The 19,579-nt window shown below is 64.9% G+C and carries 18 protein-coding genes; 9 read left to right on the top strand and 9 right to left on the bottom strand.

Going from position 1 to position 19,579, the window contains the following annotated elements; translation table 11 throughout:
- The first annotated feature begins 120 nt into the window (after positions 1–120).
- Positions 121–606: a GAF domain-containing protein gene (locus tag ACIBJI_RS14290; protein WP_364349888.1), complete on the top strand. Its 486-nt coding sequence runs from the start codon at positions 121–123 to the stop codon at positions 604–606.
- On the opposite strand, the gene ACIBJI_RS14285 is transcribed toward ACIBJI_RS14290, so the two are convergent.
- Both ACIBJI_RS14285 and ACIBJI_RS14280 read right to left on the bottom strand, forming a co-directional pair.
- On the bottom strand, positions 603–2,033 hold the full coding sequence (locus ACIBJI_RS14285) for an LLM class flavin-dependent oxidoreductase (RefSeq protein WP_397084436.1): 1,431 nt from the start codon (positions 2,031–2,033) through the stop codon (positions 603–605). The genes ACIBJI_RS14290 and ACIBJI_RS14285 overlap by 4 nt on opposite strands.
- Positions 2,030–3,253 carry an acyl-CoA dehydrogenase family protein gene (locus ACIBJI_RS14280; RefSeq protein ID WP_397084434.1) on the bottom strand — a complete coding sequence of 408 codons (1,224 nt, stop codon included), beginning with the start codon at positions 3,251–3,253 and terminating at the stop codon, positions 2,030–2,032. The genes ACIBJI_RS14285 and ACIBJI_RS14280 overlap by 4 nt, the downstream gene beginning before the upstream one ends.
- Positions 3,254–3,433: 180 nt before the next feature.
- Between ACIBJI_RS14280 and ACIBJI_RS14275 the strand changes: the two genes are divergently transcribed.
- Positions 3,434–4,576 carry an LLM class flavin-dependent oxidoreductase gene (locus ACIBJI_RS14275; RefSeq protein WP_397084431.1) on the top strand — a complete coding sequence of 381 codons (1,143 nt, stop codon included), beginning with the start codon at positions 3,434–3,436 and terminating at the stop codon, positions 4,574–4,576.
- 74 nt (positions 4,577–4,650) lie between these two features.
- Here the strand turns inward: ACIBJI_RS14275 and ACIBJI_RS14270 are convergent, their stop codons facing one another.
- Positions 4,651–4,779: a hypothetical protein gene (locus ACIBJI_RS14270; RefSeq protein ID WP_364349875.1), complete on the bottom strand. Its 129-nt coding sequence runs from the start codon at positions 4,777–4,779 to the stop codon at positions 4,651–4,653.
- On the bottom strand, positions 4,776–6,155 hold the full coding sequence (locus ACIBJI_RS14265; RefSeq protein ID WP_397084429.1) for a lipase family protein: 1,380 nt from the start codon (positions 6,153–6,155) through the stop codon (positions 4,776–4,778). Before ACIBJI_RS14265 ends, ACIBJI_RS14270 begins: the two co-directional genes overlap by 4 nt.
- 273 nt (positions 6,156–6,428) lie before the next feature.
- On the opposite strand from ACIBJI_RS14265, the gene ACIBJI_RS14260 reads away from it, so the two are divergent.
- On the top strand, positions 6,429–6,905 hold the full coding sequence (locus tag ACIBJI_RS14260) for a GNAT family N-acetyltransferase (protein ID WP_364349866.1): 477 nt from the start codon (positions 6,429–6,431) through the stop codon (positions 6,903–6,905).
- A 99-nt stretch (positions 6,906–7,004) separates the two neighbouring features.
- Entirely contained in the window at positions 7,005–8,645 is a 1,641-nt protein-coding gene (locus ACIBJI_RS14255) for a GMC oxidoreductase (RefSeq protein ID WP_364349862.1), read from the top strand.
- A gap of 26 nt (positions 8,646–8,671) precedes the next feature.
- Here the strand turns inward: ACIBJI_RS14255 and ACIBJI_RS14250 are convergent, their stop codons facing one another.
- Positions 8,672–8,992 (bottom strand): DUF3349 domain-containing protein, encoded by a 321-nt coding sequence (locus ACIBJI_RS14250; RefSeq protein ID WP_364349859.1) that lies wholly within the window; start codon positions 8,990–8,992, stop codon positions 8,672–8,674.
- Between the two features lie 422 nt (positions 8,993–9,414).
- Between ACIBJI_RS14250 and ACIBJI_RS14245 the strand changes: the two genes are divergently transcribed.
- Positions 9,415–9,690, top strand: a complete 276-nt coding sequence (locus ACIBJI_RS14245) for a hypothetical protein (RefSeq protein WP_364349856.1) — start codon at positions 9,415–9,417, stop codon at positions 9,688–9,690.
- Between the two features lie 767 nt (positions 9,691–10,457).
- On the opposite strand, the gene ACIBJI_RS14240 is transcribed toward ACIBJI_RS14245, so the two are convergent.
- Complete coding sequence (locus ACIBJI_RS14240) at positions 10,458–11,618, bottom strand: lipase family protein (RefSeq protein ID WP_364349853.1); 1,161 nt, start codon at positions 11,616–11,618, stop codon at positions 10,458–10,460.
- Between the two features lie 680 nt (positions 11,619–12,298).
- Here ACIBJI_RS14240 and ACIBJI_RS14235 point away from each other — a divergent pair.
- Positions 12,299–13,789, top strand: a complete 1,491-nt coding sequence (locus ACIBJI_RS14235; protein ID WP_364349850.1) for a wax ester/triacylglycerol synthase family O-acyltransferase — start codon at positions 12,299–12,301, stop codon at positions 13,787–13,789.
- 112 nt (positions 13,790–13,901) lie between these two features.
- Here the strand turns inward: ACIBJI_RS14235 and ACIBJI_RS14230 are convergent, their stop codons facing one another.
- A complete protein-coding gene (locus ACIBJI_RS14230; RefSeq protein WP_364349847.1) occupies positions 13,902–14,720 on the bottom strand; it encodes an SDR family oxidoreductase in 819 nt (272 codons plus the stop codon).
- 127 nt (positions 14,721–14,847) lie between these two features.
- Between ACIBJI_RS14230 and ACIBJI_RS14225 the strand changes: the two genes are divergently transcribed.
- Positions 14,848–15,495, top strand: coding sequence for a TetR/AcrR family transcriptional regulator (locus tag ACIBJI_RS14225; protein WP_364349844.1), 648 nt, complete (start codon positions 14,848–14,850; stop codon positions 15,493–15,495).
- Between the two features lie 135 nt (positions 15,496–15,630).
- On the opposite strand, the gene ACIBJI_RS14220 is transcribed toward ACIBJI_RS14225, so the two are convergent.
- Entirely contained in the window at positions 15,631–16,275 is a 645-nt protein-coding gene (locus ACIBJI_RS14220; RefSeq protein WP_364349841.1) for a helix-turn-helix domain-containing protein, read from the bottom strand.
- 173 nt (positions 16,276–16,448) lie between these two features.
- On the opposite strand from ACIBJI_RS14220, the gene ACIBJI_RS14215 reads away from it, so the two are divergent.
- Positions 16,449–17,729, top strand: a complete 1,281-nt coding sequence (locus tag ACIBJI_RS14215; RefSeq protein WP_364349838.1) for a cytochrome P450 — start codon at positions 16,449–16,451, stop codon at positions 17,727–17,729.
- An 80-nt stretch (positions 17,730–17,809) separates the two neighbouring features.
- The gene (locus ACIBJI_RS14210; protein ID WP_364349835.1) at positions 17,810–17,980 is read left to right on the top strand and encodes a hypothetical protein; all 171 of its coding nucleotides are present in this window, start codon (positions 17,810–17,812) and stop codon (positions 17,978–17,980) included.
- A gap of 41 nt (positions 17,981–18,021) precedes the next feature.
- Here the strand turns inward: ACIBJI_RS14210 and ACIBJI_RS14205 are convergent, their stop codons facing one another.
- Positions 18,022–19,578: a carboxylesterase family protein gene (locus ACIBJI_RS14205; RefSeq protein WP_364349832.1), complete on the bottom strand. Its 1,557-nt coding sequence runs from the start codon at positions 19,576–19,578 to the stop codon at positions 18,022–18,024.
- Between the last annotated feature and the right edge of the window lies 1 nt (position 19,579).

Genomic DNA, 19,579 nt, shown 5'->3' with positions numbered 1-19,579 from the left:
TCATGGTCCGTCTCCCGCAGCGATGATTGCAGTGTTGCGATCATCGAGAATCAATGGGGTGACCTGGAATTCGCGATCGCGCCGAACGCGTCCGATCGTGGCTGCCATAGGATTTCAGCCATGTCGTTCACTGTTGCCGAACTGACCGGTGACCGGTCCGAACAGTACCGTCAGCTCGTCGCGCAAGCCGAGGCGCTGGTCGCGGGCGAGACCGACCGGATCGCGAATGCCGCGAATCTGGCCGCGCTGGTCTTCCACGCGCTGACCGAGGTGAATTGGGTCGGATTCTATTTCTACGACGGACAGGAATTGGTGGTCGGCCCCTTCCAGGGCAAACCGGCCTGCGTGCGCATCGCCATCGGCAAGGGTGTCTGCGGCACCGCCGCCGAGACCCGGGAGACTCGATTGGTGCCCGACGTGCACGCCTTTCCCGGGCATATCGCCTGTGATGCCGATACTCGCTCCGAAATCGTGGTTCCGCTGGTACGCGACGATATCCTCGTCGGCGTCTTCGATCTCGACAGCCCACAACCGAACCGCTTCGACGATATCGACAGGAAAGGCCTGGAATCCATCGCCCAGGCCTTCCTGAATTCGCTCGATTAAGTGGCCGCGACGGAGGCGCCCGGCCTCGATTCGGCATCGGGCAATGCCGTCGATAATGAACCACCAAGGCGATATCGTGCGCCGCGGTGCTCTTGCGGCAGCCGATCTCCTTTGTCGAACAAGGCATTTCGCAGGGTGCCCGGTGTGTAGTCCGCAGCGTAGGCGCCACGCTCGGTCAGCACCGGAACCACATAGCGGACAATATCTTCGAAGCTTCCAGGGGTAATTGCGTAGGCCAAATTGAAGCCGTCCAGGTCGGTTTCGGCGACCCAGTCCTGGAGCTGATCGGCGACGGCAGCACCTGAGCCGACGAATACCGGCCCCATCCCGCCGATCCCGGCCCAACGACCGATATCGCGAACGGTCCATTCACGGCCGTCGTCGTCGAATTCCTGGAAGGCGGCCACGGCGGACTGGATGGCATTGCTCTGCACCTGGCCGATCGGATCGTCCAGGGCGTAACCCGACAGATCGATGCCCATCCACCCGGACATGAAGACCAGCCCGCCCTCGACGCTGGCGTAGGACAGGTACTCCTCGTATTTGGCGTGTGCCGCCTCGCCGGTCGCGTCGGTAATGATCGTGGCCAGTGCGTAGATCCGGGCCGAATACCGATCCCGTCCCGCCGCCTCGAGTGCGTCACGGATGCGAGAAACAGTCTGTGCCAGAATCCGTTTCGAAGGCCCGGCGACGAATATCGCCTCCGCATTCTCGGCAGCAAAGCGCACACCGCGCGGTGACGCACCGGCCTGATAGATCACCGGCGTCCGCTGCGGCGACGGCTCCGCGAGATGGATGCCAGGCACCTGATAGTGCGTGCCCCGATGGCCGATGTGATGCACTTTCGCAGGGTCGACGTAGATGCCCTGCGCGGCATCACGAACCACCGCGTCGTCCTCCCAGGAGCCCTCCCACAGCTTGTACAGGACCTCCAGGTATTCATCGGCCTGGTTGTAGCGCTCGTCGTGGTCCAGCTGGTCGTTGGCACCGAAATTCCTTGCGGCCGAAGGCAAGTAGCCGGTCACGACGTTCCAGCCGATGCGGCCGTTGGTGAGGTGATCGAGGGTGGAGAGTCGACGCGCGAACGGATAGGGGTGTTCGAAGCCGGTGCCGGTGGTGATGCCGAAGCCGAGATGTTCGGTGACCGCGGCCATAGCCGAGACCAGCAGCAACGGGTCGGCCACCGGAATCTGAGCGCCCTGGCGCAGCGCGGCAATGTCGTTGCCGCCGTATACGTCGTAGGTCCCGAGTACGTCGGCGATGAAGATGCCGTCGAAACGGCCCTGCTCCAACAGCTTCGCCAATTCGGTCCAGTAGCTCAGTTCCTTGTACCGGTGCGACTGGTCCTCGGGATGTCGCCACAGACCCGGTGATTGGTGCGCGACACAGTTCATGTCGAAGGCATTGAAGCGAATGCGGCGTGTCACTGCTGGTCTCCCGTCGCGGGCTTGCGCTCACCCGCGCTCCAAGCGAACGGCAGTTGCGTGCCGTTCAGCAGATAATCACCGATTGCCCTTGCCTTTTGGATGGCCGGATTGTGCACCGAGATGGTGCGGGCGTTGCGCCAGTGCCGATCCAGTCGCAGGCGCTCGGAGACGACCGACGCACCGCCTACCTCGAACAGCAATGTGGTGGCGGGCAATACGAGATCGATGACCGCGAGTTGTGCCTGTGCGGCGGCGAGTTCCGCTGCCACGATGGACTCTTCGTCCTGTGCACCGCCCGCGAGCACCTTGTCGAGCACATCGGCCACGGCGAGCACGGTCGCCTCGGCGGCGAATGCGGCGGCGGAAAGCCGTCCGATCACCTGTTGCACCAACGGATCCTGGCGTGGCAGGTCGGCGGCCGAATGGGTGTAGCCCCGGGTGCGCGCCGCCACCCACTCGCGGGCATCGCGCTCGGCTCGCTTCGCGATACCGGCGAGCACCGACAGCTGGACCAACTGCAGGTAGGAGGTCGCATAGGTCGGTCCGGGCGCGCCGTAGCCGGGCCCGAGAACGCGCTCCGGCTCGACCGCGACATCGGTGAATTCCGTTGTGCCGCTTGCGGTCAGCCGCTGACCGAAGCCGTCCCAGTCGTCGTGCTGGCGGACGCCGTCGGCATTCGCATCGACGAGCACGCCTACCCGCTCACCGTCGCGATCGGCCGCCGCGAGGATGTAGTCCGCGTAGAGCGAACCGGTGCTGTAGTACTTGGTGCCGTTGAGAAGCCAGCGATCGCCATCCTTGGTCAGCCGCGTGCGGTAATGGTCGACAGCCCCGATGCCCGGCTCGGTGATCGCATTGCCGACGAGCGTGCCACCGGCCGCGGCACGCAGCCAATGCTCACGGTTCTCCCCCGACTCGGCGAGCAACTGGTCCTCGACGAAGGAGAAGTGCACCCGCAATGCCTGCGGCAGATTCGATTCGGCGGCCGCCAATTCGATGAGCAACCGGAACAACTGTCGCACCGTGACGCCGTAACCGCCGAATTCGACCGGCACCCGCAACGCACCGAATTTGGCCTCGCGCAGCCAGCCCACCTCCTCGAAGGGCAGCAGACGATCGATCTCGCGCTCGACCGCGCCTTGCGCGATGCGGTCGAAGATCGGCCCGAAGATCGCATCCAGGTCGGAGTCTGTGGTGGATTTCGCCTCGATGGATGTCATCACCCCACGATCGCGCGGAGATGCCGTCAGCTCACCAGTTATCCGCACTGCGATCTAAACGCGCTGGCAGGAGGTAAGAACCACACAGATTCCAACCGGTGACACGGCTCAGCGACGCTGGCAGCATCGCGGTTGTCCGTGCCCGAAAGCGGCATCCGAACCGGCGAGGAGCAGTTGTCGATGTCACTGTCGTTCCATTGGTTTCTGCCCACCTACGGCGATTCGCGTGGCCTGATCGCCGGTGGTCACGGCACTTCGATGTCCGGTGACCGCCCGGCATCGCTGCGCTACCTCAACCAAATCGGCGCGGCAGCCGAGGACAACGGTTTCGAGGCGGTGCTCACCCCGACCGGCGCCTGGTGCGAGGACGCCTGGCTGACCACCGCCATGCTCGTCGAAACCACCGAAACACTGAAATTCCTGGTGGCGTTCCGCCCCGGACTGCTCAGCCCGACGCTGGCCGCCCAGATGGCCGGGACCTATCAGCGCCATTCCCGCGGCCGCCTACTGCTGAATGTGGTGACCGGCGGCGAACCACACGAACAACAGGCCTACGGTGATTTCCTCGATAAGGAGCAGCGCTACGCACGCACCGCCGAATTCCTGCACGTGGTGCGCGAGCTGTGGGAGTCCCGCGAACCGGTCAGCTTCGAGGGCACCCATATTCAGATCCGCGACGCCCTGCTCCACAACCATCCGGACCCGATCCCGCCGGTCTTCTTCGGCGGCTCCTCCGGCCCCGCCGGACCGGTCGCGGCCCGTTATGCCGACACCTACCTCACCTGGGGTGAACGGCCCGCCGCGGTCGGCAAGAAACTCGATTGGATCCGCGGGCTCGCCGCCGCTGAAAGCCGAGAACTCAGCTACGGCCTACGCATTCACGTCATCAGCCGCGACACCTCCGAAGCGGCCTGGGCCGTCGCCGATCGACTGCTGTCCGGCCTAGACCCCGCCGAAATCGCCCGTGTGCAGGCCAGTCTCGCGCGCAGCGAATCCGAGGGCCAGCGCCGCATGCTCGATCTGCACGGCGGCCGCACCGACCGTCTGGAGATCGCGCCGAACCTCTGGGCGGGCGTCGGTCTGGTCCGCGGCGGGGCGGGCACCGCCCTGGTCGGCTCACACGAAGAGGTCGCCGACCGGCTGATCGAGTACGCCGAGCTCGGCATCACCCACTTCATCCTCTCCGGCTACCCCCACATCGAAGAGGCCTACTGGTTCGGCGAGGGCGTGCTGCCCATCCTGGAACGCCGCGGCCTGTGGACGCACCCGAACCGCACCGAATCAGGACCGGTAGCAACGCCTTTCGCGACCGCCACGCACTAGCGGGTACCGTCCGGCGTTCTGTGGCGTGCCGCCGTCGGTGATCACGGCGGCGCAGTGGTAGGCGGCGCCGAGGATCAGGCCCGTTGGGCGAAGAGCTGGTCCGACCAGGGCAGGTCGATGCCGGTCTCGGCGGCTTCGCCGTCTTGACGCTGCTCTCTGCGCCGGTTCTGGGCTCGGCCCGCGATCCGCTGGTCCGAGCTCACCGCCCTGGGCATTCACTCGGGGCCGGCTCGCCGCGCAAACGTCCGTCGATCCAGCCGATCTCCCCGGGAAAGCCGGTGAACAGGGCGATGACGTGCTCGCCGGGTTCGGTGCGATGCACCGCTGGGACACCGCGCGCGCATTGGTCGCGGTAGAGATCGTCACCGTTCTCGTGCGGGATCCAGAAGTCGCTTGCGGCGTGATAGATGTAGAGCGGCGCACCCGATTTACGGCCCGTCAGGCTGAGCTGCCCGAAGATTCGATCCGCGATACCGCTGGTCAGCGGGGCACTGATATTGGCGGCGACATCGATCGGAACGCCGACCACGCCGAGCGGGCCGTTGCTGTCACCACAGGTGTCCTTGATCGGCGAGGTCGCCGCCCACTGGGCCAGATGATTCAAATAGCCGAGAATCTCCGGATGCTCCCGGCTCATCGCCAACGCGACAACCAGCAGAATGCCGGATGCGGAGTTTCCGTTGAAGCGGCTGGCGACCATTCGATAGTCGGTCACGAGTCCACCCATGGCCGCCCCGACCAGCACACCCGACAGTTCCGGCGCGTACTCGTCGAGCAGCATGGCGGCCGCATACGATGCGATCGCGCCACCGGAATATCCGGTAATCGCGAAACGACTGTCCGTGAACTCCGTCGGCAGCATGTTGCGCACCGCGCGAATCGAATCCAGCAGCACATGCCCGGCGACCTTCGGTTCGGCGTAGGCCATCCACGGACCCTCGTGATCGGGAATCAGCACCGCGTAGCCGCGGCTGAGGCCCCAGGCTGTGTTCGGCGGAAACAGATCACCCGCATTGAACTTGCTGTGCAACCCGTGCGCCATCGCGTAGCTCGGCGTGCAGCTGAGTCCGAGCGAATTGATCGGCAGTGCATTCACCAACACCGGCCGATCCCCCGGACCCGTCCATGCGGCGGCGGGAATCACCAATGTCGCGGTCCCGAAGGATGGCACACCGGATGCGTCCGTCGTCCGGAACTTCAGCAGGATCGCACGCTGTATCGGCAAAATCGCCAGCGGTGCGGAAGTCGCTGTCACATCACGCCACTCGACGATATCGCCGGGAGCTAGACCATCGAGCCCATCCGGCCACGCGTCGAACATCCGATCCCCCGACGGCGCGGACCGCACTGCCTGCCACAACGCCGCCAAGTCCGCGGGCACCTCACCGGACGGCGGTGACGCGGCAGGCGGAAACGATGGCGCGGGGATATGTGCGTCGATCCACCGCTGCGGATCGGACGGGCCGGGCGACACCGGCGCGGCCGGGCCTCCGGTCGGGTCGGCGTGTGCCGGCGCCGGCCCCACCAGCAGCGAGCAACCCAACGTGGTCGCGACGACGACAGCTCGGAGACTCGACATCTGACACCTCCCGAATTCGACACCCCCGACGGGGGCCAGACTATGTCCCGGTGGAATCACAACTCGGATCTGTTTGGATTTGTCACGACTGAGCCCGCCCGACATGCTGGCCGAACCCAAAATTTCGAAAACCACTGGCGCACAAGCAACCTTCGATGATCCCCCGGCTCTGCCGCGACATCCGATGCACTGCCGATCACAGATGCTGGTCAGCCGCGTATCGTTCTTGGTGCAGTGGTCCGCGATGACCTATGCCCCGGCACTAGGAAGCTCATGGACATCGTAAGAGCGCCGCAGCCGCAATACCGGCAGGCACGCTTGGCCGACATCGAAGATATCGCGGCCATCGAGGCCGAGGTGTTCGCCGAGCCGTACCTGTATCTGATGCTGCGACAGCTCTACGACCTGCATGGATCCGATTGGCTGGTCGCTGAGCTGGACGGCCGGGTGATCGGCTATGCGCTGACGCTCCATAAGGCGGGCCGGGCGCTGCTGTTCACGTTCGCAGTGGCCGAGCAACACCGGGGCAAAGGCTACGGTCCCGCCCTGCTGCACCAGATGCTGCAGCAGTGCCGGACAGATGGAGCCGAGGTCGTTTATCTGACGGTACGGCCCGACAACCAGCCGGCCGCGGACTTGTTCAAGCGGGCTGGGTTCGAATTCGTCGAACATGATGACCAGTATTTCGGGCCAGGTGAACCGCGAGGTGTGTTCGAGTACCGATTGCGTAGCCGACACCTGGACTCCTGACCGTCAACATCACAATTCGCTCGAGCGCTCAACTAGAACCTGTTACAGTCTGCCGACTCGAGGCACTCTCCTATGCCTCACATCGGAAGGTTTTCGCTCATGTACGACCGACGCCCCTCGGCCAACACCGGCGTTCGCCAAGGGATGAATCGCCGGAAATTCTTGGCGGGCACTGCAATTGCGGCCGGGGCGATGGCGCTCAGCCCGGCCGCGTGGACCGCGAAGGCGTCGGCGGCACCCATCGGCAACGGGGATCACGTGCCGAATCTGATCATCGGCAGCGGCTACGGCGGCGCGGTCGCCGCGCTGCGCCTGTGCCAGGCGGGCAAGCAGGTGGCGATGATCGAGATGGGACAGAACTGGACCACACCCGGCTCGGACGGAAAAGTGTTCTGCACCATGCTCGATCCCGACGAGCGCTCCTATTGGTTCCGGACCAGAACCGAGCAGCCGGTCGGCTATTTCGTCGGGGCGGATATCAACCGGGACATCAGCCCGAGCGACGCCGGTGTGCTCGATTCGGAGCATTTCGCGGCGACCAGGGTGTATCAGGGCCGTGGGGTCGGCGGCGGCTCGCTGGTCAACGGCGGCATGGCTCCGCTGCCGAAACAGGACTACTTCCAACAGATCCTGCCATCGGTCGACGCGACGACGATGTACTCCACCTACTTCCCCCGGGCACAGTCCGCGCTCGGGGTCAACAATGTCGACTCGGCCTGGTTCGAATCCGCCGAATGCTACAAATACGCGCGGGTCAGTCGCACAACCGCCAACAAAGCAGGCTACACAACAACATTCGTGCCCAATGTCTACGACTTCAGCTATATGCAGAAGGAGCAGGCGAATACCGTTACCCGCTCGGCGCTGGCCGGCGAGGTGATCTATGGCAACAACTACGGAAAACGTTCGCTCGACAAGACTTATCTGGCGGTGGCCGCCGCGACCGGCAAGCTGAGCATCTCACCATTACACAAGGTCACCAGCGTGGCACCGGCCGCGAGCGGCTACACGGTGGTCATCACACAGATCGATGTGCTCGGCAATACGGTGGCGACCAAAACCGTCACCGCGGACAAAGTCTTCTTCGCGGCGGGCAGCGTCGGCACCAGCAAACTGCTTGTCACCATGAAGGCGCTGGGAAAGCTGCCCAACCTGGCCGATTCGGTCGGCGCGGGCTGGGGCAACAACGGCAATGTGATGGTCGGACGCGCCGGACTGGATTTGACCGGCGCGCTCCAATCCGCGATTCCCTGTATGGGCATCGACAACTGGGCCGATGCGAATGGTCCGGTATTCGCCGAAATCGCCCCGTTCCCAACGAGTACCGAGAACGGCGTGAATCTCTATCTGGCGATCACCAAGAACCCCAACCGCGCCGAGTTCACCTACAACTCCGCCACCGGCGGGGTGGATCTGTCCTGGCAGGCGTCGTACACCCAGCCTTCGATCGATGCGGCGAAACGCGTCTTCGATGCCATCAATTCCAAGGCGGGCACGGTTTATCGGTCTGATCTGTTCGGCGTCTACAAGGTCTGGGGCGACGACTTCGTCTACCACCCCCTCGGCGGCTGCCTGCTCGGACAGGCCACCGATAACTATGGCCGACTCAACGGCTACTCCGGGCTATACGTCATCGACGGATCGCTGATTCCGGGCAGCACCGGCGTCAACCCCTTCCTGACAATTACCGGTCTCGCGGAACGCAATATCGAAAAGATCATCGCCACCGACCTGGCATGACACTCGGCCGGTCCGTGCGGGGTCGGTTAGCTTACTTCCCCGTCCGGATCGGACCATGCGTCATCGATCGGCCAACCCGCGGCCAGCAACTGCGCTCGGACGCGCGCGATATCGGATTCGAGCGGCATCTCATTGGTCAGTTTGGTGATGAGCACGCCGATATCGACCCGGTCAGCTGGTATGGCACCTTGCTGAATGAGCTCATCCGCCACCTGCCGCACCTCCGCTTCGGGCAGCCTCCGCGACAATAGAGCCAGCAGCGGCACATAGTCCGGAGCCGGCACGCCGTGCGGATATCCGGCACGCAACCACGCGACGATTCTGGTGAGGAGATCGGATAGCGCCATAATCCTCCGATCAGATGGGCGACCGACCTGGTTCGCGCCTACCTGCCACCTTCGGCCGCCAAATATCTTGCCGCGCTATCGGATTCGGACCGAGACAACTCTCTCGCCCAGAACGCGTCGCTGTCCTGGTCCAACGGGCAAATCCACCGTCGCCTGGCGTTCGGGTTCGAACATGACGGCGTACGGTCGTATCCGCAACATTGCCACACGATCGGCGGCAAGGGCCGACTGCACAGCCGACTACGAGTGCTGACGACTCCGCGGAAGCTCCGTATCGCTCGAAGGGATGGCGAGCGCCGAAGTCGCGATGGTCGGGGCCGGATCGCGTTCACCATCGGTGGGAAGGTTCGGGCGACGGTCCTGAACGAGTATTGGAATACCGCCTCACCGAGGACCTAGCTGTTCGGAATTTGCGTGAACCGATGATCTGGCACCCCGCACCACGGTCGACCATGCTCACCGACGCCCACCCACCCCCGGGTGACGCAGCGAGCGCCAGAGCATCCCATGAGCCGGACGTGCACCTCCGGGTAAACCTGCGCGGAGTGATCCTGGACTTCATCGCACGGGCCAGCGCCGCCGAGCAGTTCATCGAGGACCACAAGACCCACCACTATGTCGACGCCGTTTCGGTAATCCCGGGCGACGGGCGTGGCCTGCCGCGGCTCCCAAACGAGGAGTTATACGTCGGGCCCTAGAACCGGCTGGCCCGTCCACCAGAGAATGAGTTCTGCATGATGTGACCCGAACTCCACATCGGCTGGAGCATTGACGACGCGGGATGGACTCTATTGCTGCGGCAAGCCCCAGCAGGGGTAATCACGGCCGGCGTCGACAAGGCCGACGCTCTGCGGTGTTCGGCAGATGACGTGCGGTTTGTGGCGATAATCCACCACCAAGTGCGAAGTCGCAGCCTTGTCGCCTGTGAACGTCTGATGGCATTGGGAACAATGGCACACGTTGTGCGCACTCAATGGCCACCAGCACCGGCATCCCCGGCATTTCACCGTCTCCGGCGATCTCGTCTTCATGATCACTCACCCACTCGCACAACCCGGATGCGGTCCGCCATCGCCACTTCGGTCGTACCCGCACCGAGCGGCGGCACACCTTCATCCTCGACCCGCCGAAAAGACCATCCTGCCACGGCATCGTCTCACCCACTTGTCACCCGAACACGAGGAGACCCCTTCCGAGCACTTGGAAGGGGTCTCCTTGTCAACCCAATCGAATCGTTCCGCACTGGACCGAACCAGCCCGGCCACAACCACTTTCACGATCTGCTCAGATAACCACACGGCGATCGTTGTCATCGTGGATCCGGCGACGGGAACTCTTACCGGTCCGATCTCAGCCCGTTACGTACGTCTCGAACTCGAGGCCCCAGCCCGGTCGAGCACTGCGGCCCGATGCCGTAGCAACTACGCCGCCGCAACGCGACCGTCGGTGGGCGAGTGCCGATCTCTCAGCAGCTGGCGGGTGCGGGCTCGCCGAGCATCCGGGCGTTCAGCCAGGTCATTACTTCTGGTGCGCCGATCAATGCGGCCGACAGATGCTCGAACGCGGGCACTTGCAGCGTCTGCATCGGCACCCCGGCCGCACACCAGCGGCTGTCGACATGGTCGATCGCGTCGATCGGAATCAGGGGGTCGGTCGGCGAATGCCATTCGAACACCGGTATTTCCGGCACACCATTGTAGAATTCCAGGCTGTTCTCCCTCAGTACCGCCCGAGCTTCAGGGAGGGCAGCGGTAGGGCTGCTGGCGAGGAATTCGCCGGCGCTGCCGCCGACACCGGTGACGAGGATCTGGTTGGTGCAGCTGTTGGCCATGGCGTCCCGGACCGCCAGGCCGCGCTTATTGAGATACGCGCTGACCGGTATCCGCTGCGGGTATTCCCGCTCCAGACCGATCGCCGCCGCCATGGCAAGCCCGAAGGCCGGATGCGTCTCCATGCCCACCGCCTCCGCCATTACCTCCATGTTCATCGGGGCGCCGCCGATGGCCGCGCCCGCAAGCTCCAGTTCCGGCGCGTACGACGGCTGCAGCGCCGCCGCCCATCCGGTGGCCATGCCGCCGCCGGAGTAACCGGCCAGCACCACCCGGCTGTGCTGCACGGCGAGTTCGGGCAGGCGTTTCACCGCCCTGACACCGTCCAATACGATCTTGCCGCCCAAACGCGCAGCCCCGAAAGCGAAGTTCGGGCCGAGATGATCCGGCAGCGCGACACTCCAGCCCTGCGCCAGCGCCGTGTTCAAAATCGACGCCGTGGTAACCAGATTCGGATCGCCGCTGTACAGCTGGTGCGATACCGAGCAGGCGGTGCCGAGGGCATTGATGAAGTGCTGAAACGACAGCAGCGGCCCGTCGGGCTGATGGCCGATGGGGGTAAGGATCGTGGTGGTCGCCGCGATCGGCGCGCCCTGCGAGTTGGTCGACCGGAATTTCACCAGCGTGACGGTGGCGCCGGGGAAGAGGAGCACCGGCGGCAGCGTCCGCACGTCGAGCACATCACCGGGCCGGTGCGCCGCCAGATCCGCCGGTGCGGCGTAGAAGGGGTCCGGATCGGGCTCCGGGTACACCGGTTGGGCGGTTGCCGTTGCCGCCAGCAGTAGCCCGAATGCCACGCTACCGAGCGCAGTCAGGACCTGTACTGAACCGCTGCGCCCGCGGCGAGGAAAGCGAAGAAACCGACGAGTCAAGACCATGACCTCCATGAGTAGTTCACGGAATTCGTTTGACCAGCAAGTTCGAGCTCACGTGCACCTTATCGGACGATGATCTGAAAGCGGACGAAAGACGAGAAGACTCTGATCTTGACCGAACCACACGCCGCCCACCGACCCACCACCGATCCGAGCCGACAGCGGCGGCGCGGAAACGTCCCCGGCGGCTATGCGGTCAAGGTGTGGGCACCGTAGGCCGATAGATCATCAACGGAGATCGACGCCGCCGTACCGCAGACGCTGCGCGCCGAATCCGTTGATACAGCTACGGGTTCGGCATTGCGCTGGTTCGCCGAAGCTGACGCAGTGCCGGCGCGCTCGCGAGTAATGGGGAGGGCTCGCACGTTTGCACAGAATTAACGTAAAGAGCACACGATCGCGGCCGACTGCACCCCGCCGACCACTAGGCTCAATGACACGTCTTCGACACGGAGGTCGGCGTCACCGCAAGAGCGGAGCGGCTCGAACGGTTCTCATCGCCCACAGATATCGACAGACCATCAATGTGGCGCGGCACCATCACCGCCGGTTGAGCTGAATCGGCAGTCTGTCCTGAAACCCAGCGACAACGCGGAGACCCCATGCCCCATGCCGACCTGAAACCCGCCCGCCACCTCGACGTCCGCATCATGACACCAGGCCAAATCGCCTCCTGCACATCCGCTGAACCAGCGATACCGTCGCAAAGAATTCCGCTATCGGGTGAGAACGGGCCATCCCGGCAACTCAGTTCGCTCGACGTCCTACTGCTCGATGCCGAATCACCCACCATGCTGCTCCACGTCGGGTCGGTCACACTGCTGGAACCACCCACCACAGGTCGCGCACTGGACGTCACCGTACTGCGGCGGTTGATCGCGAGCCGACTACACCTGGTCGCACCCCTGAGGTGGCGACTGCGCACCGTCCCGCTCGGGCTGGACCTCCCCTATTGGGAAGACAGTGACACCATCGACCTCGGATATCACGTGCGCGATGCGCGCCTCCCCGAAGGCTCGACCGATATGGCGCTGGCCGATCTCGCCGCACGTCTGCACGCGCAGCCGCTCGACCGAAATCGACCACTATGGGAATGCCACCTGATCTCGGGATTGACCGACGGCCGCCAAGCCATCTACACCAAGGTCCATCACGCCCTGATCGATGGCGTGTCGGGGGCCGAGGTCATGGCCGCGCTCTTCGATATCGTGCCCGACTCCCAGCCGCCACCGCCACCGCCCGACGGGCTCCGTTTGGGACGAACGCCCAATCCCGCCGAAATACTCGGCCGCGGCATCGCACACACGATGACCCGCCAAACCGATCGGATGCGCCTGCCCATGCGCCTGGGACCGATGCTGCCGAACGCACTCGCCGACATGCGCAAAGCCAATCCCACGCTGCCGAGCAACCGCCCCAACGGCACCGACCGGTCCTTCGCCTTCGTCTCGCTCTCACTCGACACTGTCAAACAGGTCAAGAACAGCTTCGGCGGCACCGTCAACGACGTGGTAATGACTTTGTGCACCACCGCATTTCGCCGCTGGCTACACGACCACGACACACTGGCCGACGACCCGGCCATGGCCGCGATCCCGGTATCAGTGCGCACCCAAGAGCAACTCGGCACCGCGGGCAACCAGTTCTCCATCATGCTGTGCGAACTACCGATCGGCGAACCCGACCCACAACACCGCATGAAACTCACCCACGCCGCCATGCTGGCCGCCAAGGACCACTTCCACGCCACCCCACCGGCCCTGCTGCATTACGCCACAGCGGCCCTCCCCCAGATCCTGCACGGCCTGGCCACCCGCCTACTCCTGCGCGTCGCCGCCCCCGCACTACCCCTGGCCAACATGGTCATTTCCAACGTGCCCGGCCCGCAGATACCGTTGTACGCCGCAGGAATTCGGGTGGCCGGAAGCTACCCCATCTCCGTACTCACCGACCTGTCCGGCCCACTCAACATCACCGTCATGTCCTACAACGGCCACCTCGACTTCGGCATCCTCGCCAGCACCGACACCATCCCGGACGTCTGGAACATCGCCACCTACCTACAGGATGCACTCACCGAGCTGGTTCAATAGCCGCCCAGCCGCAGCAGCGGCTCATGGCTACCGTCTCCGCAGGTCGATCTCTGGGGTCAGCGCATGCGTCCTCCCCCGACTCGACCACCCCACCGATCCACGAGGCTCGCGGTCAGATGGTGCTTCCGCCGTCGGCGAGTAGCGTGCTGCCCGTCATGAAGGCCGAGAGGTCGGATGCGCAGAACAGCACGACTCGGGCGATGTCGTCGGGAACGCCGATACGTCCGATCGGTCCGTTGAGCATCAAGGGGGTGGGCGGGGTAACGCTGTCGGCAACCGGAGCGGTGGCCGCGGCCATCTTCATATTGCCCTCCGTGGGGACGAAACTCGGCGCGACTCCGAGCACTCGGATGCCCAGCGACGCGAGTTCGAGTGCCAGCTCGCGGGTGAGGCCGCGCGCAGCGTGCTTGGAGCTTACATAGGCGGCCAAACCCGGTGCGCTACCACGGAATCCGGCGGTCGAGACGATGTTCACGATGACGCCGCCAGTACCCGCATCGGATATGCGCCGCGCTGCCTCGCGTGCGCCGAGGAAGACGCCGCGCGCGTTCACGGCGAATACCTTCTCCCAATCCTGCTCGCCCATCTCGAGCAGCGGGATGCTCGGGAAGACGCCGGCGTTGTTCACCCAGATCTCCAGGCCGCCCAGCTCCGCGACCGCACGGTCGGCCGCCGCCGCCACGGAGGCCGCGTCGGTCACGTCCATGGCAGCGCCGATCACGTGCACGCCGTGCGCTCGTGCCAGCTGCTCGGCGGTGGCTACGGCCAGCTCTTCGTCGATGTCGCCGATCAGGACGTCGGCGCCGGCCTCAGCCAAGCGCAGCGCGATCGCCTTGCCCAGCCCACGAGCACCTCCGGTCACGACCGCCCGCCGGCCCCGCAACGAGACGAGGTCGGCGAGAGATTTGCTCGATACGTCCGCGATGGACATACATGGCCTCCTGTAGCTGCACCGAGTCGACACCTTCGCAGTAAAAGTAACCATGGTGGTAACTTTTTGCAATACTAGACTACGGCGATCGAGAGACTCTGCCCCCGAGAACTGACGAAGGACGCTCGTGACCCCTCCCGCGCAGGCCGATAATCCCGCCGAACAGACTCGGCCGGGGCGGCGCCGCCGCGGCCCGAACGCGGCCACCCCGGCGCGGCGCGCGCAGATCGTTCGCGCCGCACTGGAGAGCTTCGCCCAGCACGGCTACGAGCGCGCCTCCCTGCGCGACATCGCCGCGCGGGCGCAGGTGACGCATGCGGCGCTGCTGCGGCACTTCTCCGGCAAGGACGAGCTTCTCGTCGCCGCTTTGAACCAGCGGGACGAGGACGAGGAAAAACTGGCGGCACAGATCCTCGAGGCCGGTACGGCCGGGGAGAGCGTGCTGGGCGAAGTCCTCCGCGCCGAGTTCGACGACCCCGATTACCAGCGCAACTGGATGTCACTCGCTGTCGCGGCGACCGACCCCGCGCATCCGGCGCACGAGTTCTTCACAGGTCGCCGTGAGCGGCTGCGCGCACACCTGGCCAACAGCCCGCTGCCCACCGCCCACGACAGCGAGTACCTTTCGGCCGACGAGAAGGTCACCCTGGTGCTGGCGATGATCGATGGCCTGCGCATCCAATCCCTGCTCGACCCATCTCGCGAAACCCTCGGTCTGCTGGAGGTTTTCATGAAACTGGTGATCACGCCCCGGGACGACAGGCCTGGCGCCTGAGCCAACCAGTCGGCACCGCTCGCACCGGATCGAACTGGGGATCACGATCCGGGCGGCCAGCATGTCCGCCATCCCGCCGGTCGGCACCGACGGCGATGCCGCTGACATGGAACCGGTTGATGTTCCCGCAATCAGCTACTCGTCACCGACCGCTTCTCGCATTGGTGGCGCAAGGGCCACAGCCGACTCACGCGGCGGCAACGGTGTGCCGAAACGTCGCAGGTAGCGTTCGACGAACGCACGCAATTCGGCATGGCCCTGCTCGACCCCCACCGCACTTTCGTTACCGAGAATGCGCGCCGCCCCGGTAAGCAGCATCGACATCACCACCGGTGGAAACTCATCCAGGTCCATGCCGTACGCGCGCAGGACCAGGGTGACGGCGGCGGTCTCGATGTCACGCACCCGTTCCGCATACGCCTTGAGCTCGGCGCCGATCACCTTGCGATGGTTGGCCAATGCCATGAATTCGGTATTCAGCTGAATGAATCGGGAGTCGGCGTTGATCGACCACAAAGCCCGCAACGGATCCTCGTCGGTAAGCACTCGACGCACCCGAGCCAGCTCGCGCTCGGCGCCCGCACGCAGCACGTCGAGAAACAGGTCGTCCATCGTGGGGAAGTAGTAGTACAACAATGCGGGCTTCACCCCGGCCTTGGCCGCCACCCTGCGCGATGTCGCCGCGGCGTACCCCTCTTCGCGCATAATTTGAGCGGTCGCCTCCATGAGTCGGCTACGTGCTCCCGCATCCTTGCCGCTGGCCGCACGCTTGTTGGGCATCAGTGAAACCTCTCGAGAAGAACACCAAGACAAGGCATTTCAAGGACATTCACGTCCCTTGACCGTTCACTTCGAGCCGTGGTAAGCATGCATCATCCTAACAGTTTGATCGATCGCTCAGTCTTCTGTCGACTGATCGAGCGCTCCACCCGCCACGAAAGGCCGGCGAGAAAATGACCGATCTGGCCGCAGTCGACTACTTCTCCGACCCCGCCGTCACCCAGAACCCCTACCCCTACCTGGAATACCTGCGTAGTCAGAACCCGGTGTTTCGCGAACCCCGCTACGGCGTCATCGCCGTCACCGGATACCAGGAAGTCATCGAGGTCTTCCGCGACACGGATACCTACTCCGCCGCCGTCTCCATCGGCGGCCCCTTCCCGCCGTTGCCCTTCGAACCCGAAGGCGACGACATCAGCGCCCAAATCGAAGAACACCGACACCAGTTCCCGATCAACGAGTTCATGGTGACGATGGATCCGCCGAACCACACGCGGACCCGGGCGCTGCTGAGCCGACTGATCACCCCCAAACGGCTGAAAGAGAACGAGGACTACATGTGGCAGCTGGTGGATCGCCAGCTCGACGAGTTCCTCGCGAACGGGCGGTGCGAATTCCTGGCCGAGTACGCCAAACCCTTCGCCACCCTCGTCATCGCCGACCTGCTCGGCGTCCCCGACGACGACCGCGACGAATTCCGCGCCACGCTGGCCGGGCACAAGACTCCAGGAAGCCGAGTGGGTGCGCTCGACGGCGAACCGGTGGGCACCAACCCGCTGCAGTGGCTGGACGACCAGTTCAGCGCCTACATCACCGACCGGCAGCGCACTCCGCGCGGGGACATCCTCAGCGTGTTGGCATCAACCACCTACCCCGACGGGACCAACCCCTCGGTCATCGAACTCGTCCGCCCCGCCACTTTCCTGTTCGCCGCCGGGCAGGAAACCGTCACCAAACTGCTCAGCTCCGCCGTTCGGGTGCTGGGCGAACGGCCCGACTTGCAACAGCGGGTTCGTGAGGATCGCAGCCTGATCGGTGGCTTCATCGAGGAATCGCTGCGCATGGAAAGCCCGACGAAAGTCGACTTCCGGCTCGTGAAAAAGACCACCACACTCGGCGGCGTCGACATCCCCGCGGGCACCGTGGTGATGCTGTGCCTGGGTGCCGCCAACCGCGACCCCCGCAAATTCGAGAATCCGGATCAATTCCACATCGACCGCCGCAACGCCCGCGAACACATCGCCTTCGGCCGCGGTATCCACACTTGCGCCGGCGCACCATTGGCCCGAGTCGAAGGCCAGGTCACCCTGAACCGTCTCCTCGACCGCGCCCACGACATCACCATCGATGACACCGCACACGGTCCAACCGGCGAGCGCACCTACAAATACGAACCCACCTTCCTGCTGCGTGGACTCCGCGAACTGCACATCACCTTCACACCCAGCGCGTAGAGAATCGAAGGAGCCGCCGTGGTCGAACGTCGCCGAGTACAAAGACCGCTACGCCTCCTACCGCTTCGAGCTGAGCGACGATGACGTACTGCTCATGTAGTGCCACACACAACCGTGGCCGATACCTCCTGCTGACCGGTGAGAAGCTGACCGCCCGGGAGGCCATGGAGTGGGGCGCGGTCGCGGAGGTGCATCCGAAAGACGAGCTCCTCGACCGCGCCTGGGACCGGCCCTGGACGCGCCGCCAATAGCGGACTGCACGTCCTTCGCCGAGTCTCGCTCGGCACTATCGCTATACGCGTCGCTGCCGCGACGGCTGCAGCAGGGGCATGGCACCGAAGGTGTATTGCTGCCAGAGCCGCCGGGAGGCCTCCTCCGGATACGGGGCAACGGTCGGCTTCGCATCGAGGAGCTGAACCAGCCGCCGGCCCGGCTCGTAAGCGGGCCAGCCCGGATCGCCCGTCGCGGCGAAGCGACCCCAGGTGGCGCGCATCCGGGCCGACAGCTCCAGCGCCTCGGCTGGGGGCTCGGGACCCAGCAGCAGTGGCCCGAGATGCGTTTCGTACGTACCGAACAGCAGCGTTTCGTCGAGTGCGTGGCATGCGCCGAAAGCCCCGCGCCTGTTGGGCGCCGCCCATGTGAGTTCATACATGTGAACACGTCCACCGGCGCCGGCCTGGGCATCCGCGAGATGTAGTGCGGGCATGCGGTATTGGTTGTCGGACTGCACCAGTTCGCACAACTGCGCAGCGGTGGCGTCCGGGAATGCCGCACGATAGGCCCGCTCGCTGCCGGGCCCCGGGCCGTAGAGCCGTAGGTCGAATTCGGCGCGCTCGTCATCGATCGCTTCTAGTTCTCCGGTCAGCACCAGAAAGAGCTGGCATTCGTGCCGGTTGTGTCCGATGATGAGGTCGATTTCCCGACCGGCACCGTCCGCGATCGCCTGCCAAGGCGTCGTCGGCAGGACCTCACCGTCCACTACGGGAGCGAAGGGCGCGAGCAGGTACGCGGCCGAGCCCCAGGTTTCGGCATACTCACGCATTACGCCGCCCACGGCCGCACCGGCATCCGGCAGTCGCCGCGGGTCAACGCCGGCCAGGTCCGCCACCGTCGGGCGGCGGCCCACGGCCTTCGCGATCACCTCGGCGATGTCGGCGGCCAATTCGTCGGAGAAGTACTTGCCGGGCATGCTCTGCAGGACGGCCCGCCGGAAAAGCCCTGCGGCACTGGGCATCGCCAACAACGCCGCCACCGATCCAGCGCCGGCGGACTCACCGCACACGGTGACCCGATCGGCGTCGCCACCGAATGCGGCGATGTTCTCCTGCACCCACCACAGAGCGGCGACCTGGTCGAGCAGGCCACGATTCGCCGGGGTTCCGGATATCCGGGCGAACCCCTCCACGCCGACCCGGTAGTTGAACGTTACGACGACGACGTCTGCCTCGCGGGCAATCCGGTATGCGTCGTAACCGGGGCTACCGGAAAAACCGAGCTTGTATGCCCCGCCGTAGATCCACACGATAACCGGCCGGCGTTCAGCCGAATCCGGTTGCGGCGTCCAGACATTCACCGTCAGCCAGTCGTCGCCCTCCGGGATCTCCGACATACCTGTCAGCCCGGCGATTCCCGCTTCCTGCGGTGGCGGCGGACCGAACTCGAATGCGTCGCGGACGCCCGGCCAAGGGGTGGCCGGGCGCGGCGGCGCAAACCGGGCATCGCCCACTGGTGGCTGCGCGAACGGAATCCCACGGAAGACGGCTATCCCGTGCTCGATTCGGCCTCGTACCGCGCCACCACTGGTGCGGACAACGGGTTCGGCGGGCTCTTGGAGCGACGCTTCGGACATA

This window comes from Nocardia sp. NPDC050408, assembly GCF_044458905.1.
Classification (GTDB): Bacteria; Actinomycetota; Actinomycetes; order Mycobacteriales; family Mycobacteriaceae; genus Nocardia.
The sequence above is the reverse complement of the archived record's forward strand: the minus strand, read 5'-3'. Positions and strand labels throughout refer to the sequence as shown.

Excerpts from the sequence above, each read along its gene's own strand:
- ACIBJI_RS14215 (WP_364349838.1), top strand. The coding sequence starts at position 16,449 with ATGACCGATCTGGCCGCAGTCGACTACTTCTCCGACCCCGCCGTCACC.
- ACIBJI_RS14230 (WP_364349847.1), bottom strand. The coding sequence starts at position 14,720 with ATGTCCATCGCGGACGTATCGAGCAAATCTCTCGCCGACCTCGTCTCG.
- ACIBJI_RS14205 (WP_364349832.1), bottom strand. The coding sequence starts at position 19,578 with ATGTCCGAAGCGTCGCTCCAAGAGCCCGCCGAACCCGTTGTCCGCACC.
- ACIBJI_RS14260 (WP_364349866.1), top strand. The coding sequence starts at position 6,429 with ATGGACATCGTAAGAGCGCCGCAGCCGCAATACCGGCAGGCACGCTTG.
- ACIBJI_RS14235 (WP_364349850.1), top strand. The coding sequence starts at position 12,299 with ATGCCCCATGCCGACCTGAAACCCGCCCGCCACCTCGACGTCCGCATC.
- ACIBJI_RS14210 (WP_364349835.1), top strand. The coding sequence starts at position 17,810 with ATGACGTACTGCTCATGTAGTGCCACACACAACCGTGGCCGATACCTC.
- ACIBJI_RS14250 (WP_364349859.1), bottom strand. The coding sequence starts at position 8,992 with ATGGCGCTATCCGATCTCCTCACCAGAATCGTCGCGTGGTTGCGTGCC.
- ACIBJI_RS14255 (WP_364349862.1), top strand. The coding sequence starts at position 7,005 with ATGTACGACCGACGCCCCTCGGCCAACACCGGCGTTCGCCAAGGGATG.
- ACIBJI_RS14245 (WP_364349856.1), top strand. The coding sequence starts at position 9,415 with ATGATCTGGCACCCCGCACCACGGTCGACCATGCTCACCGACGCCCAC.
- ACIBJI_RS14280 (WP_397084434.1), bottom strand. The coding sequence starts at position 3,253 with ATGACATCCATCGAGGCGAAATCCACCACAGACTCCGACCTGGATGCG.
- ACIBJI_RS14275 (WP_397084431.1), top strand. The coding sequence starts at position 3,434 with ATGTCACTGTCGTTCCATTGGTTTCTGCCCACCTACGGCGATTCGCGT.
- ACIBJI_RS14290 (WP_364349888.1), top strand. The coding sequence starts at position 121 with ATGTCGTTCACTGTTGCCGAACTGACCGGTGACCGGTCCGAACAGTAC.
- ACIBJI_RS14220 (WP_364349841.1), bottom strand. The coding sequence starts at position 16,275 with ATGCCCAACAAGCGTGCGGCCAGCGGCAAGGATGCGGGAGCACGTAGC.
- ACIBJI_RS14265 (WP_397084429.1), bottom strand. The coding sequence starts at position 6,155 with ATGTCGAGTCTCCGAGCTGTCGTCGTCGCGACCACGTTGGGTTGCTCG.